The following is a 16,337-nucleotide window of genomic DNA, read 5'->3' on the forward strand; positions in this document are numbered from 1 at the left end:
AAGCCACTGTTGGAACAAAGTTCCAGTAGTGGCTTTTTGTATGGGATACCTGAAAGAAGAAAGGAAGGATTCGGAATTTTTAGCGAAAAATCGTATTTTTAAATCCGTAATTTCAACCCCTCTTTAGGCCACTTTATTTTCTTTCACGGTCATTGTTCAGTATCGGTTCTATGACGCTTCTATGCCGCCTTTATGCTGCCTTTGTACCGCCTCAACTTCGCCTCAACCAGGAGGACTCTCTTATCTTTCTTCGGTGATGCTCTTGTCTTGCTTTAAGTAAAGTTCTCCTATGAAATGAATGTGCATAAAAAATCCTCATTTCAATAAATGAGGATTGATCGCATAGTACTGTTAAATGGTTTCGATTTGTTTTTTGTCTGGTTTCTGCGTCAAATACACACCCGATAATATCATAGCAAAGCCAAATAAATGCATGAATGTGATTTGTTCTCCAACTAAAAATCCCCAAAAAACAGAAACAATCGGCATCAAATAGGTGACCATTGAGGAGAACATCGAGCCAGTGGCTTGGATTAATTTGTAGAATAAAATCATTGCTAATGCAGTCCCAATTAAGCCTAATATGGCGACATAACCCAAACTTTCTAATTGTTGAGCAGTACCAACAAAGTCAGTGAAAAAACCGGATAAAAATAAGATTACAATAGAAGGTAATAACCAGATTGTAAATAATGCTGATGACAATTGGAATGATGGTACATCGTTTAAATAGCGAGTTAAAATCAAACTATTTAGTCCATACAAAGCAGTTGCTAATACAATTAATAAACAATGTAATAAACTGTTTTCACCTGAAAAACCATCTCCACCAATTAATAGAACAGCTCCTAAAAAACCGATCAACGCACCAATTATTTGATTTTTAGTTCCTTTTATGTTAAAAAATAAAGCGCCAAATAACAAGATAAATAATGGAACCAACGAATCTAAAATTCCAGCCATAGAGCTTGAAACGTGCGTTTGAGCCATTGGGAATAAAAACATTGGAATAAAATTTCCACAAAAACCAGCTAATGCAACATATTTTAATTTGTTTTTTGGAATCTTAAATAAACTTGGAATTCCCCAAATGGCTAAAATTCCTCCTGCGATAGATAGACGTAAGGCGCCTACTTGATAGGGTGTGTAAGAAACCAATCCTTGTTTGATTAGTATAAAAGAACTTCCCCAAGTTAAAGCTAAAATACCGAGGATAATCCAATATTTTAATTCGATTTTCATGTGCTAAATTTGCGCAAAGATGCGAAAGTTAGCTGTTTTTACAAACATAATTTATTTACAAAAGCAATCGTTGGTATGATCGTTAACCATTCCGGTTGCTTGCATGTGCGCATAAATTGTTGTTGAACCAAAGAATTTAAAACCTCGTTTTTTCAAATCCTTCGCAATTTTGTCCGAAATTTCTGTGGTTGCAGGAACTTCTTTGATTGAGTTCCAATTGTTGATAATAGGTTTGTGGTCAACGTAACTCCAAATAAAATCAGAGAACGATCCAAATTCTTTTTGTATTTCGATAAACAACTTTGCATTGTTGATTGCTGCAGAAATTTTTCCTCGATGACGAATAATTCCTTCATTTTGGACTAATTCTTCGATTTTAGCTTCATCAAAATTGGCTACTTTTTTGACATCAAAATTTGCAAATGCTTTTCTAAAGTTTTTACGTTTTTTGAGAATAGTAAACCAACTCAATCCCGCTTGAAAAGATTCGAGAATCAAAAATTCAAATAAAATTTTATCGTCTTTTATAGGTTTTCCCCATTCGTTATCGTGATAATCGATGTAATCTTGGTCTTTATTTACCCAAGCGCAACGTGTTTTTTTCATGGTTTATAAATTTTTATAGGCTTCCTCAATCGAATAAACGGGTAATTGACATGCATAATTTTCGCAAATATGAATGGATGTTTTATTTTCAATCAATCTATTTTTAGTAATCTCTAATTGTTCTGTTTCTGAAGCAACAAAAATCGCATTCGGTACATAACATTGTTGGATTTGTTTCGAATATTCTTGAGCTTCATTACCAACGATAACAATTTCTTTGAACGGATAACTGAAATTTAAATACAACTGAATCCAATTTGCAAAACCAGTTGGATAATCGTGAATTTTTTCATCAATATTCGTTAACATTTGCTTGGCTTGTTCGATGTATTTTTCTTCATTCAAAATTTTTCCTAATTTGAATAAATTAGTTGCCATGACAGAATTTGAAGAAGAAATAACATTATCATAAATTTCGAATGTTTCGTTCACCAAAGGTGTGTCATAATGCGACTTGTAAGCAAACATTTTATTTTTGTGATTGTAAAATTGATTAAATGTTTCCTCTGTTAATGTTTGAGCGGTTTCCAAATATTTTATCTCGGATGTGATTTCAAAAAGCTTAATTAATGCTTCAATCATCAACGCATAATCATCTAAAAATCCTGGAATTGTCGTTTGTTTATCTTTATAATTTCGGAATAATGTTTCGTTTTTCCATTGATTTTCTAAAATAAAATGAATTGCGTTTTCGGCTAAATCAAGATATTCAGGAATTTCAAAAGTGAGATAAGCGTCACACAAACCTTTTATAGTTAAAGCATTCCAAGAGGTCAATACTTTTTCGTCGCGATGAGGTTTTCTGCGTTTTTCTCGAATAGGATTTAAGATTTTTTTCCATTTTGAAACTTTGGTTTGAAGATCTTCGACTGAAATATTCTGTTTCGTAGCAAAATATTCGTCATCCGTTAATCGCATCAAAATATTATTGCCATGTTCCCATTCGCCAAATTCGTCTATGTTATAATAGTTCTGAAACAAATCAAAATCTTCTTTTAAAATCAGTTTCAATTCATGCGATTTCCAAACATAATATTTTCCTTCTTCACTTTCAGAATCAGCGTCAATTGCAGCATAAAAAACATTTTCTGGCGAAAGCATTTCATCTTTTAACCAATTGATGGTTTCTTTTACTATATTTTCATATTCTTTTTCGTTGAAAACTCGATAAGCATTTGAGTATAAAGATAGCAGTTGTCCATTGTCGTAAAGCATTTTTTCGAAATGTGGAACTTTCCAATACGGATCGACTGAATATCGCGAAAAACCTCCTTTCAATTGATCGTAAATTCCTCCAAAAGCCATTCTGTCTAATGTTATTTTGGTTTGAATTAAACAGTTTTCATTTTTAGTTTGAATTCCATAACGTAAAATAGTTTCCCAAGCATTTGGTAACATAAATTTTGGTGCACGATTAAAACCGCCCCATTCATCATCAAATTGTTGTTTCCAAAATTCGAATGTTTCGTCGATTTTTTCTTTCGAAAAATTTTGTTCAGATTTCAATCCAATCGTTTCCATTTTGTGTAAACCATCAGCAATAGAGTTGACATATTCCATTGTTTTGGGATAATTTTGATGATACAAATGATTAATATTTTCTAATAATTCGATCCATTGAACTTTCGGAAAATAAGTGCCACCATAAAAAGGTCGTCCATCTGGAAGTGCAAAAACATTTAGTGGCCAACCTCCCGATTGATGAATTAATTGCGAAACATTCATATACAAAGCGTCTAAATCTGGACGTTCTTCACGGTCGATTTTAATGCATACAAAATACTTGTTCATTAATTTAGCGACTGTTTCGTCTTCAAAAGATTGGTGTTCCATGACGTGACACCAATGACAAGCTGAATAACCAATTGAAATAAGAAGAGGTTTGTTGATTTCTTGTGCATGATTCAAAACTTCGTCGCTCCAACTTTGCCACCAAACAGGATTGTTTTCATGCTGTTTTAAATAAGGGCTTGTTGCATTTTTGAGGTTATTTTGTTGAAAATTCATCCGTAATTATTTAGAAATTTAAAGTTCGTTTATTTTTTGTGGATGAAAAATTATATTTTCGATAAAAATTAAACACATGAACTTTTACGAGTATATTTCTATAGGTGCGTATATGGCTTTGATGATTGGAATTGGAATTTATTCTTACCGAAAGTCGACAAGCAATTCTGAAGAATTTTTGATTGGAGGACGGAAAATGGGAGCTGCTGTTACGGCACTTTCTGCAGGTGCTGCTGATATGAGTGGTTGGTTGCTGATGGGAGTTCCTGGAGCAATGTATTTCACAGGTTTATCAAGTGCATGGATTGCAATAGGTTTAACAATTGGTGCTTTTCTTAATTATGTTTTTGTTGCGCCACGCCTTAGAGTTTATACTGAAGTTGCCAATAATTCGATTACAATTCCTGTTTATTTCGAAAATAGGTTCAAGGATAAAACACGTTTATTACGTATTGTTTCATCTATTTTTATTTTGGTGTTTTTTACTTTGTATACATCTGCTGGAATGGTTTCTGGAGGGAAATTGTTTGAATCTGCTTTTCATATGGATTATATGACAGGAATTTGGATGACAAGTTTTGTTGTTGTTCTGTATACTTTTTTGGGTGGATTTTTGGCTGTTAGTTTAACAGATTTTATTCAAGGAACAATTATGGTGTTGGCTTTGGTTATTGTGCCAATAGTTGCTATTGCTGAAATTGATGGAGTAGAAGAAACTTTTTCATTAATTAATACGAAAGGTGATAATTATTTAGATCTATTTGAAGGGACAACTACTATTGGGATTTTATCTTTGATGGCTTGGGGTTTAGGTTATTGTGGTCAACCACATATCCTTGTTCGCTTTATGGCAATTGGTAAAGTGTCAGATATTCCGAAAGCAAGAAATATTGGAATAACATGGATGATCTTTACTGTTGGTGGAGCATTATTAGTAGGTTTGGTTGGAATTGCTTATTTGATGAAGTTTGATCAATCAACGATGAAACTTTTTGATGGTTCTAAAACAGATGCAGAAACAGTGTTCATCTATTTTTCGCGTGTATTATTCCATCCATTGATCGGAGGATTCTTATTGTCAGCAATTTTAGCTGCTGTAATGAGCACCATTTCTTCTCAGCTTTTAGTTACATCAAGTTCGTTAACAGAAGATATTTACAAAGCATTTTTAAATAAAAAAGCAACATCTAAACAATTGTTAATTGCAAGCCGTTTATCAGTTTTAATCGTAGCAGTAATCGCAGTTTTATTGTCTTTAACGCCTAATGATTCGATTTTGAACTTAGTTGGAAATGCTTGGGCAGGATTTGGATCAGCTTTTGGACCGTTAATTGTTTTCTCTCTTTTTTGGAAAAAAACAACATGGCAAGGTGCTTTAGCGGGTATGTTAACTGGAGGAATCGTAGTCTTAGCTTGGGTTTATATACAGCATGATTACAAAGATTGGTACGAAATGATTCCAGGTTTTTTATCTTCAACGGCGATGATTTATATTGTCTCATTGCTTACGCAACAACCTAATCAAGAAATTGATCAAGATTTTGATGAGATGAAAGCTATTTTAGTTAAAGAATTGAAAAATGCATCCTAAAAAAATAGAAAATATTCTAAAATTAAATCCTTTTGAACGTTATCAATATTTTATTAGAAAAATAGCTGATTGGGAAAAGACGTATACATTAGTTTTTCCAAATGGAGATCATGCTATTTCTACAATTGATGATAAAACTTTATTTCCCTTATGGTCAGAAATTGAGTTTGCAGAAATATGTAGAATAGATGATTGGAGCGATTGCGAAGTTTTAGAGATTGATTTCAATAGATTAGAAGAAATTATAAATTTTATTAGAGAAAATGATTTTTTAATCAATGTTTTTCCAACGAATAAAACAGGTTTTGTAGTTACTTTAGATGAGTTTATAAGAGATTTAAAAGAAGAATTAAAAAATTACGAATAATAGATTTCTTAACAAAAAACTTAAATTCCAAAACTCAAAAGGCTTAGAAATGTTGATAAGTTTCACTTTGTTTATATGGGTAGAAAAGGGAGATTTGTTTGTATATTTGTAAAGTTTGATTAAAAAAATAGTCAAAATTAAATCAATTTTAAACGAAAAGATGAACGATATTATCCAATTATTGCCAGATCATGTAGCTAATCAAATTGCCGCGGGAGAAGTTGTGCAACGGCCAGCTTCGGTGATAAAAGAGTTGATTGAAAATGCAGTGGATTCTGGTGCAACTTCTATTCAGGTAATTGTAAAAGATGCGGGTAGAAGCTTGATCCAAGTGATTGATAATGGTTCGGGAATGAGTGTGACAGATGTTCGTATGGCTTTTGAACGTCACGCAACGTCGAAAATCAGAAAGACGGAAGATATTTACAATATTCATACAAAAGGTTTTCGCGGAGAGGCTTTAGCTTCAATTGCTGCTGTTGCGCAAGTAGAAACGAAAACGCGTCGTGATGAGGATGAGGTAGGTTCGCAATTAGTGATAGAAGGAGGAGAAGTTCGAAGTCAAGATCCAGTTGTTTGTCCAGTCGGAACTTCTATTGCGGTCAAAAATCTTTTTTATAACGTGCCTGCTCGTCGTAATTTCTTGAAATCAAATCAGGTTGAGTTTCGTCATATTCAAGATGAATTTCAACGCGTTTCGATGGCACACGAAAATATTAGTTTCTTTTTACATCACAACGATGCAGAGATTTATCATCTAAAAGCGGGGAATTTAAAACAACGAATTACTCAGATTTTTGGAAAGAAATTAAGTGCTCAAATTATTTCGGTTGAAGAAGATACTGAAATTGTAAAAGTAAAAGGTTTTGTAGGAAAACCAGATGCTGCGAAGAAATCACGCGGAGAGCAATTTTTCTTTGTCAACAATCGTTTTATTCGAAGTGGATATTTACACAATGCGATTGTAGATGCTTTCGAAAGTTTGTTGCCAACAGGATATAGTCCGTCTTATTTTTTGTATTTAGAACTTGATCCTTCAAAAATTGATATCAATATCCATCCTACAAAAACAGAAATCAAATTTGAAGACGAAGCATTGATATACACAATTCTAAGAGCTGCTGTAAAACATGCTTTGGGACAGTTTAATGTCATTCCTTCGTTGGATTTTGAACAAGATCCAAACTGGGCATTTATTCCTTCTGCAACAGAAAATACAGAAATTAAAATGCCAGAAATTACAGTTGATTCAAGTTTTAATCCATTTGAACATCAACAAACAAGATCGCCAAAGCCATCTGATATTCGAGCGAATATGGATTTTTATAAAGATGCGGTTGAGTTAGAAATAGAGAATAATCATGCACATCAATTATTCGAATCTGAAGATTTTCAGGATAGTTTTGATGTGATACAATGGATGAACCAATATTTGATAGTAGAATATCGTGGTGAATTGTTGATTATTGATCAACATCGTGCGCATCAAAAAATATTGTTCGAGAAATTTATTCATTCAAATAACGGAAGTGCTTTGGTTCAACAAATGCTTTTTCCGATAGAATTGGAGCTTTCGCCAAATGATCGTCAGAAATTAATCAACGTAGAACATCAATTGTTAAGTTTTGGTTTTGACATTTCGTTAGACGAAGAAACCATTCAGATTAACGCAATTCCTGTTGATGTTCAGCAAGAAGATGTCGTGTCTATTTTTATGGATTTTATAGAAGAGTTGGAATACCAAGAATCAATCGAATTAGAAAATACGTTTGCGAAAATTTTAGCGAAAAATGCCGCTGTTAAAAAGGGTGTAGCGTTAAAATCTGAGCAAATGCAAACTTTGGTAGAAGAATTGCTAAGACTAACAAATCCAAATTATACACCATACGGACGCCCTATTTTTGTGCAAATGAATACGGCAGATATTAAAAAAACATTACAATAACCAAATGAGACAATCTATACCACCGATAACAAAGAATTTACTGATTATTAATGGGTTATTCTTTTTAGCGACTTTTGTTTTTAACGCAAAAGGAATTGATTTACGCGTAATTTTAGGGGCATTTTATCCAGAATCTCCTAACTTCAATTTTTGGCAAATCTTAACGCATATGTTTATGCATGCCGATTTTACGCATATATTGTTTAATATGTTTGCATTGTGGATGTTTGGTTCGGTAGTGGAACAAACTTTTGGTCCTAAAAAGTTTATAACCTTATATTTATTAGCTGGTTTAGGAGGTTTTATTTTATTTAATTTGGTAAATTATTTCCAAGTTGAGCAATTAAAAGAAATAATCCAATCGCAAGGAATAGGTTTGGGACAAATTTATGATGCAGCTAAATTATCAATGCAAGGCGCATATCATACCAACGCAGTTATTCAAAGTAGTCAATCTGCGTCAAGTATTTTAACCTATTTTGTTACACCAATGGTTGGTGCTTCAGGAGCAATTTATGGTTTATTGTTAGCATTTGCGGTGTTGTATCCAAACGAAAAGTTGATGTTAATCTTTTTTCCAGTTCCAATAAAAGCAAAATATTTTATTCCAATTATGGTATTAATTGAGTTTTATATGGGATACCAGAATATCGGAAATGTAGCACATTTTGCCCATTTAGGAGGAGGTTTAATAGGTTTCTTATTGGCAAGAAAATGGAAAAAGAATCTTTATAGATGGAATTAAACTATGACAAATAATATCTTAGACGATTTAAAACTAAAATATTCTTCAGGAAATAGTGCAACAAAGTTAATTTATATCAATGTTGTGGTGTTTTTTACGTTACTGATTGTAGATTTCATTCTTCGTACTGTAGCGAATTCAATTATTAACACAACTGATTTGTTTGCATTGTCATCTTTTGATGATTTATTGACAAAACCATGGCAAATTTTCAGCTATTCTTGGTTGCATGGAAATCTTTTCCATTTGATTATGAATATGGTTTTGTTGTACTTCGTAGGCCAAATGTTTTTACAACAATTTCAGAATAGAAACTTAGTGACGTTTTATATTTTTGGAGGAATAACTGGAGGTATATTCTTTTTATTGTTTCAAAATATATTCAATTATTCACATTTATTAGTTGGTGCTTCTGCAGCTGTTTATGCCGTTTTTTTTGGGATGATTTCCTACAACCCAAAAATGCCTGTTCGTTTGCTACTTATTCCAACTTCGTTTCCATTGTTGTATGTAGGCTACTTTTTTATTGCTTTTGATGTATATAATATTATAGCAAATCAGAATGCTGGTGGAAGTATTTCGCATTTGGGTGGTGCGATTTTTGGTTATCTTTATATGAAACAATTTGAGAAAGGAAATGATTTTTTAGGTAACTTTATTATCAAAATAGAACAATTGATTCAAAAGAAAGACAAATCAACATTTAAAATATATAAAAATACTTCTTCAACTTCAACTCGAACAAATGTTCCGAAAGATGACTACGATTTTAATCATCAAAAAGTTGAAAAACAAAAGAAAATTGATGTAATTTTAGATAAAATTTCGCGATCAGGATACGAAAGTTTATCTAAAGAAGAAAAAGACTTTCTATTTAAAGAAGGTAGATAAAATGAGTGTAATCAGTAAGTTTAAACTAAATTATTTCAATCGTTTAGTACTAACAATAAATATTGTTTTTTTGTTGGTAGCTTATTGTGTTTATTTAAATAAAGTTTTTACACCTTCAGAAATACCTTATTTTAATTTTATCTCAATTGGTTTTCCAATTTTATTTGCATTCGGAACTATTTTTTTAGCTTATTGGTTATTATTTAGTTGGCGACATTTTCTATTGATTTTAATTCTTTCAGCTGGATTGTTTTATCCAATTTATTTATCTTATCCCATTGTACAATTCAATAAAATAGAAGCTAAAAAAGCCGATTTAACAGTTTTGACATACAATGCTCATGGTTTTAAGGATGAAGGAACGAAAGAATTTTTGATTAAAAATAAAGCGGACATTATGTTGCTTCAAGAGGCAAGAGAAGCTCAACAAAAGAGTTTGAAAAATAATGAGTTTAAAGATTATTATTCAGAATTTTATGGATTGTTAACGATTTATAGTAAATATCCAATTATCCAAACAAAAATAATAGAAACCGAAAATAGCGAAGATTTTAATGGACTTGCGGCATATGCAGATATTGATCTCGGAACCGATACAATTCGAGTAATCAATGTTTATTTGGAGCCTATGTATATCGATAAAACGATGGTAAAAGATATTATTCAATCAGAAGATTCGAAAACAGCTGAAATTTCGAGCAGAAAGGTCGAATTGAAATTGGTAAAAGGAATGCAAAAGCATCAAAAGCAGTTGGAAGCAATTATCCCGTATATCAAATCATCTCGTCATCCCGTTATTTTAGGAACAGACCTTAATGCTACGCCTATTTCGTATGAATACGAAAAATTAAAAAATTACCTTCACGATTCATATATAGCGGTAGGAAAAGGAGATGCTACAACTTTTCATGGATTTAAATTTCCAATTAGAATTGATTATTTATTTCATTCAAAAGAATTTACAGCTATTGAGGCAAATGTTATTCGTAAAAAATTTTCGGATCATTATCCTGTTGTTGTAAAATATAAATTTGCAGAATAATTTTTCCTATATTTATTTAATAATCAATCAAAATGAACCAAAAAGAAAGCTTTATTCAGGAAATACAAAAACGTTATTCCTATAAAAATGATAAAATAATATTAGGCAAAGCCAGATTAGATGGAGAAATTGTAGAAGAAGCTGAAATTTCAGTGGCATTAAAAACAATGAATCGTCATGGATTGATTGGAGGTGCAACCGGAACAGGAAAAACCAAATCTTTGCAAATTATCGCCGAACAACTTTCTTTAAAAGGGGTTCCGACTTTATTGATGGATATTAAAGGAGATTTGTCGGGAATTGGAGCAGCAGCAAATGCGGAAGATAAACATGCGCAAGAAAGAATGCAAGCGCTCGATTTACCTTATAATCCGCAAGGGTCAGCAGTGGAATTTTTGTCTATTTCTGATGAGCCAGGAGTTAAACTTCGTGCAACTGTAACTGATTTTGGTCCAATTTTATTCAGTAAAATTTTAGAATTAAATGAGACACAAGAAAGTATAATCTCAATTATATTTAAGTATTGTGAAGATCGAAATTTACCATTGATTGATTTGGAAGATATTCGACGCGTTTTACAATATGTAACAGATTCAGCTGAAGGTAAAGCAGAATTAAATTCTAATTATGGAACAATTGCGCCTGCTTCATTAGGAGCTATTTTACGTAAAATTGTTGCATTAGAACAACAAGGTGCAACAAAATTCTTCGGAGAACCAAGTTTTGATGTTCAAGATTTATTGAAAACAAAAGATGGTAAAGGAATCGTAAATATTATTCGTTTGATTGATATTCAAAATCAACCCAATTTATTTTCCACTTTTATGCTGAGTTTGTTGAATAAAATTTATTCTCAATTTCCTGAATCTGGAGATGCTGATCAACCTAAATTGGTTATTTTTATTGATGAAGCGCATTTGATTTTTAAAGAAGCAACGAAAGCTTTATTAAATCAAATAGAAACCATGGTAAAATTAATTCGTTCTAAAGGTGTTGGGTTATATTTTGTAACTCAAGTTCCTGGAGATGTTCCTGATGCAGTTTTGAGTCAATTAGGGCTTAAAATTCAACATGCATTAAGAGGTTTTACAGCAAAAGATCGCAAAGAAATTACGAAAGCAATCGAAAATTATCCAACGACAACTTATTATAAGGCAAATGAGGTAATCACACAATTAGGAATTGGAGAAGCTTTTGTGACTGCTTTAGATGAAAAAGGGATTCCAACGCCATTAGCATATACTTATATGCGCGCACCAAATTCGAGAATGGATGTGTTGACTTCTGATGAAATAAATACGATTGTAGCAAACTCAGATTTAGTCAATAAGTATGCGAAGAATATCAACCGTGAATCGGCTAATGAGATATTATCACAAAAATTAGAACAACAAAAAAATAGTGAACAAACAAGTAGTAAAAAAACTCCTTCAAAAAAAGTTCCACAAGAAAAAGATTGGACAGATAATCCTGTTGTACGTGACGTAAGTCGTACAGCAACTCGAAAATTGATGGATTGGGGAATGAAAATGTTAACTGATTTTTTAAAAGGAAAAAAATAAGCAAGTGTACGCGATTTTAGATATAGAGGCGACTGGCGGAAAAGTAGGAGAAGAGTCAATCATTGAGATTGCTGTGTATAAATATGATGGAAAAGAAATTGTTGATCAATTTATTTCATTAGTTAATCCCGAAAAAAAGATTGACAAATTTGTACAAAAATTAACTCAAATTACCGATAAAATGGTGTTAACTGCACCAAAGTTTCATGAAGTAGCTAAGAGGATAGTTGAAATTACAGATGATTGTATTTTAGTTGGACATAATGTGATGTTTGATTATAGAATGTTGAAACAGGAGTTTGAACGATTAGGCTATAATTATGAAAAAGAATGGATTGATACTTTTGAATACAGTGAGAAATTAATCCCAAATTTACCATCATATTCTTTGGGTAAATTGTGTCAATCCTTAGGTATTGTGGTAACAGATCGCCATCGAGCTTCTGGAGATGCAAGAGCAACGATAACGTTATTCAAAATGCTTTTAGATAAAGATTCTGAAAAAATTATCACCAAGAAAACAGGTTTAAAACAACCTAAAAAAGCAAGTTCTAAATATCAGAAATTGTTAGAAAATCTACCGAATACGACAGGTGTTTTTTACATGTACAATAGTAGAAAACAGTTAATTTATATTAGTAGAAGTAATAATATCGCACGATCTATCAATCAAATTTTTACATCAAAAACCTTAAAAGCAAATAAATTAAAACGTTATACTCGATCGATTAAATTTGAAGAAACTGGAAGCGGATTTTTAGCCGCTATAAAAGAGAATAATGAGGTTTTGACTAACCAACCAATGTATAATCTTAAACTAGTTGAAAATAAAGTATATCCGTATGGGTTGTATTATTTAGAATCGAAAAGAGGTTATTCACGTTTAGAAATAGGAAAAGTTAGAAAAGTAGAGCCTGTTTTAAAATTTAAGACGAAAGAACGTGCCAAAGAGGTTTTAGAAAAAATTGTTAATGATTACAATCTTTGTCAACAAGTAAATGAGGGAATAAAATCTGATGAATCTTGTTTTCAGTACAAAGTGAATAAATGTAATGGAGCTTGTATAAAGGAGGAATCTCGAGATGATTACAATAAAAGAATCAAGGATTTTATTCAAACGACAGAGTATCCTTCGGATACATTTTTAATCATTGATAAAGGTCGAAGTGGGATAGAGAAGTCATTTTATTTAATCGAAAATAAGGAATTTAAAGGATATGGCTATTACGAGTATCATCATCAGATAAAATCGCTTGAAAAGATACATAACATATTGATTCTAATTCAAGAAACAGATGAAATCAAGAATATGTTAAAATATTTTCTGTACAAGGTTTCGTCTAATCCAAGCCAAATTGTAATATTAAATTAAATTATTAGAAATAAAAAAAGGTCAGTTTAAAATACACTGCCCCCAAAAAGTTAGACACTTTTGGGGGCATTTTTTATGACAAGAAAAGTAAAATATGGTGTAGCATTTAAGTTACGTTGTGTGAAAGAAGTTTTAGAAAAACATCGAACAATACGTTCAATTAGTAAAAAAGAAAATATACATGCTTCTTTATTAAAGAAATGGGTTTCTGATTATCATAATCAAGGAATTTCAGGTATAGAACCTAAAAAAAAACAAACGTATAGCGTTGAATTTAAGTTGAAAGTTATTAAGTCTATAACCAAACAGTTTCTTAGTTTGCGTGAAGCACGCTTGAAATTTAATATTCCAAGTGAATCGGTTATTATAAAATGGCAAAAAGATTTTGCTACCTTTGGAATAGACGGATTAAAACCCAAACCAAAAGGCCGTCCCAAGACTATGAGCACATCTAAGGGTAGACCTAAAAAATCGAAACAACCGTTAACAAGAGAAGAAGAACTATTGTTAGAGATTGAACGTTTACGTTGTGAAGTTGCACTCTTAAAAAAGTTCAATGCCTTAATTCAAGCCGAGGAAGAAAAACAAAAGAAACTTGGACGCAAGCCATAAATGAATTAAGGCCAGAATTTCATCTAAATTTACTTTTAGATTGTACACATATGGCTAGAAGCAGCTTTTACTATCATATTTCACGTAGTAAAACAGATAAATACGAGGAATTAAAACTTAAGATAAAATCCATTTATCATCAGCATAAAGGGCGATATGGCTATCGACGAATTACCGATGAATTAAGAAAATCAGGAACTATCATCAATCATAAAACTGTTCTTAAACTGATGAATAGCTTAGGATTAAAGAGTTTGATTCGAAGAAAAAAATACAAATCTTACAAAGGAGAACAAGGAAAGATTGCACCAAACATCTTGCAAAGAGCATTTAAGGCTGATAAACCCAACCAAAAATGGGTAACAGATGTTACCGAGTTTAAAGTAAAAGATAAAAAACTATATTTATCACCAATAATGGATCTGTACAATCAAGAAATTATCAGCTATGAGTTAAGCGAACGACCTGTTTTTAATCAAGTAACTCAAATGCTTAAAAAGGCATTTAAAATAACGAAAGACACCAAAGATTTGATATTACATTCCGATCAAGGATGGCAATATCAAATGAAACAATATCAGGCTTTATTAAATGAAAAAGGAATCATACAAAGTATGAGTAGAAAAGGAAATTGCTTAGATAATGCTATTATCGAGAATTTCTTCGGAATACTGAAATCGGAACTATTTTATTTACAAAAATTTAATTCTATTGAAGAGCTAAAAAAAGAAATAAAACAATACATTTACTATTACAATAACGATAGAATAAAATCGAACTTAAATAAAATGAGCCCGATACAATATCGAACTCATTTTTATAATTATTAATTTTTAATCTGTCCAAACTTTTGGGTGCAGTCTAAAAACTGACCTTTTTGTTTTATATGAAATTAAGATTATTTAATTTCTTTGAAGATTACTCGTCTGTTTTCTAAGTTTTTCCAAGCAGGACAGTTTGTAACAGGATTACATTCAGCCCATTTTAAATCAGATTTTCCTTTTCCAACAGGAGATAATTTTGTAGTGTCTACACCTTTGTTAGCTAAAAAACGAACAACAGAAGCAGCTCTTCTTTCAGATAATTTTTGGTTGTAATCCACTCCTCCAGCGGCATCAGTATGACCTTCAACTACGAATTTAAAATCAGGATTTGCTAATAAAACTTCAGCAGCATGATTTAATTTTTCGTAAGATTGTTCTCTAATACGATCTGAGTTATAATCAAATTCAATTCCTTCTAAAAAAGCATTAATTTTTGTTGCAACTTCATCTCCAGAAATTCTTACAACCTTTTCAGGACAACCTCCATTTGTTGGTGGACCAGGGATTGTAGGACATTTATCTTCGCTATCAGGAATACCATCTCCGTCAGAATCTAATGAACAACCAGATCCGTCTACACGGATTCCTTCTGGAGTATCTAAACATTTATCCCATTGATCACAAACACCATCACGATCTTCGTCAATACATTCAAATGGAGTTTGTTCTACAGGAGCTTTGTATGCTAATGGAGAAACCCATTGTAAGGCATCTTTATGTTTTCCTATTTTATAGTGTAACCCTAAAGAGAATGTAATCATGTTATCATCGCGTCCTTCTTCAGTATCTGCAGCAGTTATACCACCTGAGTTGTGATAAGGCATTGGTTTTCCAGATCCATCAAATTCTTCATCACCAGACATGTAGTACATTCCACGTAACTCTAAATCAAATTTGTCATTCAATTTGTAACGTAAACCAGCACCAACTTGAGAATAAATAGATTTATCAGAGATATCTTGATCAGTTATTAATGTAAAATTAGGGTCTCCTTGAGGAGCATAATTGTTTCTATAAGCTTTATAGCCATGTATTCCTACTCCAGCGTATAAATGCATAGCCCATTTAAATTCAGTTCTGTTATCAACTCTTCGTAATAAATTTGAGGCATTCAAATCAGCTAAAACTCCAATTGCTTGGTATTTAGTTTTACCATAAGCATACCCATGATATCCACTTAAAGCAGAATCATCAATATTTCCTTTTTGTCTAGTTTTACCAAATTCATATTGTAAACTTAAACCAAAAGCATGGGTGATTTGTTTATTAACTTGTAATTGAACATCGTATCCTGGAGTGAAATATTTTCCCATCCAAGAAACTAAGTCAGAATTTTGCAAAGCGTTTAAACCTCCAAAAGCAGAAATAGACCAATCGTTAAATTCCTTTTTACTGTTGTTAAATGGCTTTTCATCGTACTTGGTTTGTGCAGTAGCACATGCCGCAGCACCTAAGATTAATAAAGATAAAAGTTTTTTCATAGGTTAGAAATTATTATAACTAATATAAAGCATTACTAAATATATTTTAC

General features: G+C 31.8%; 13 protein-coding genes. 9 read left to right on the forward strand and 4 right to left on the reverse strand.

Going from position 1 to position 16,337, the window contains the following annotated elements:
• Nucleotides 1–351 precede the first annotated feature (351 nt).
• Genes NZD85_RS13225 through NZD85_RS13235 form a run of 3 tightly spaced genes read right to left on the reverse strand, consistent with a single transcriptional unit; the run spans nt 352 to nt 3,855 of the window.
• The gene (locus NZD85_RS13225) at nt 352–1,242 is read right to left on the reverse strand and encodes a DMT family transporter (RefSeq protein ID WP_260542278.1); all 891 of its coding nucleotides are present in this window, start codon (nt 1,240–1,242) and stop codon (nt 352–354) included.
• Nucleotides 1,243–1,293: 51 nt separating this feature from the next.
• Complete coding sequence (locus NZD85_RS13230) at nt 1,294–1,848, reverse strand: DNA-3-methyladenine glycosylase I (RefSeq protein ID WP_260542280.1); 555 nt, start codon at nt 1,846–1,848, stop codon at nt 1,294–1,296.
• Nucleotides 1,849–1,851: 3 nt separating this feature from the next.
• Nucleotides 1,852–3,855, reverse strand: coding sequence for a thioredoxin domain-containing protein (locus tag NZD85_RS13235; RefSeq protein ID WP_260542282.1), 2,004 nt, complete (start codon nt 3,853–3,855; stop codon nt 1,852–1,854).
• A 76-nt stretch (nt 3,856–3,931) separates the two neighbouring features.
• Between NZD85_RS13235 and putP the strand changes: the two genes are divergently transcribed.
• From putP to NZD85_RS14820, 9 genes are all read left to right on the forward strand, one after another.
• Nucleotides 3,932–5,446 (forward strand): sodium/proline symporter PutP, encoded by a 1,515-nt coding sequence (putP, locus tag NZD85_RS13240; RefSeq protein WP_260542284.1) that lies wholly within the window; start codon nt 3,932–3,934, stop codon nt 5,444–5,446.
• Nucleotides 5,436–5,813, forward strand: coding sequence for a DUF2750 domain-containing protein (locus NZD85_RS13245; protein ID WP_171622372.1), 378 nt, complete (start codon nt 5,436–5,438; stop codon nt 5,811–5,813). Before putP ends, NZD85_RS13245 begins: the two co-directional genes overlap by 11 nt.
• Before the next feature lie 160 nt (nt 5,814–5,973).
• Entirely contained in the window at nt 5,974–7,758 is a 1,785-nt protein-coding gene (gene mutL / locus NZD85_RS13250) for a DNA mismatch repair endonuclease MutL (protein WP_260542286.1), read from the forward strand.
• 4 nt (nt 7,759–7,762) lie between these two features.
• On the forward strand, nt 7,763–8,503 hold the full coding sequence (locus tag NZD85_RS13255; RefSeq protein WP_171622374.1) for a rhomboid family intramembrane serine protease: 741 nt from the start codon (nt 7,763–7,765) through the stop codon (nt 8,501–8,503).
• Nucleotides 8,504–8,506: 3 nt separating this feature from the next.
• A complete protein-coding gene (locus NZD85_RS13260; RefSeq protein WP_171622375.1) occupies nt 8,507–9,394 on the forward strand; it encodes a rhomboid family protein in 888 nt (295 codons plus the stop codon).
• A 1-nt stretch (nt 9,395) separates the two neighbouring features.
• Nucleotides 9,396–10,436 (forward strand): endonuclease/exonuclease/phosphatase family protein, encoded by a 1,041-nt coding sequence (locus tag NZD85_RS13265; RefSeq protein ID WP_260542289.1) that lies wholly within the window; start codon nt 9,396–9,398, stop codon nt 10,434–10,436.
• Nucleotides 10,437–10,468: 32 nt separating this feature from the next.
• A complete protein-coding gene (locus tag NZD85_RS13270) occupies nt 10,469–11,998 on the forward strand; it encodes a DUF853 domain-containing protein (protein ID WP_260542291.1) in 1,530 nt (509 codons plus the stop codon).
• Nucleotides 11,999–12,002: 4 nt separating this feature from the next.
• Nucleotides 12,003–13,370, forward strand: a complete 1,368-nt coding sequence (locus NZD85_RS13275; RefSeq protein WP_171622378.1) for an exonuclease domain-containing protein — start codon at nt 12,003–12,005, stop codon at nt 13,368–13,370.
• Nucleotides 13,371–13,445: 75 nt separating this feature from the next.
• Nucleotides 13,446–14,812, forward strand: a protein-coding gene (locus NZD85_RS14820; RefSeq protein ID WP_396127067.1) for an IS3 family transposase whose coding sequence is annotated in 2 segments (ribosomal slippage) — nt 13,446–13,905 and nt 13,905–14,812 — 1,368 coding nt in all. Because the reading frame shifts where the segments join, the coding sequence is not laid out codon by codon here.
• 68 nt (nt 14,813–14,880) lie between these two features.
• Here NZD85_RS14820 and NZD85_RS13290 read toward each other — a convergent pair.
• A complete protein-coding gene (locus NZD85_RS13290; protein WP_260542297.1) occupies nt 14,881–16,287 on the reverse strand; it encodes an OmpA family protein in 1,407 nt (468 codons plus the stop codon).
• Nucleotides 16,288–16,337: the final 50 nt, after the last annotated feature.

The organism is Empedobacter stercoris, assembly GCF_025244765.1.
Lineage (GTDB): Bacteria > Bacteroidota > Bacteroidia > Flavobacteriales > Weeksellaceae > Empedobacter > Empedobacter stercoris.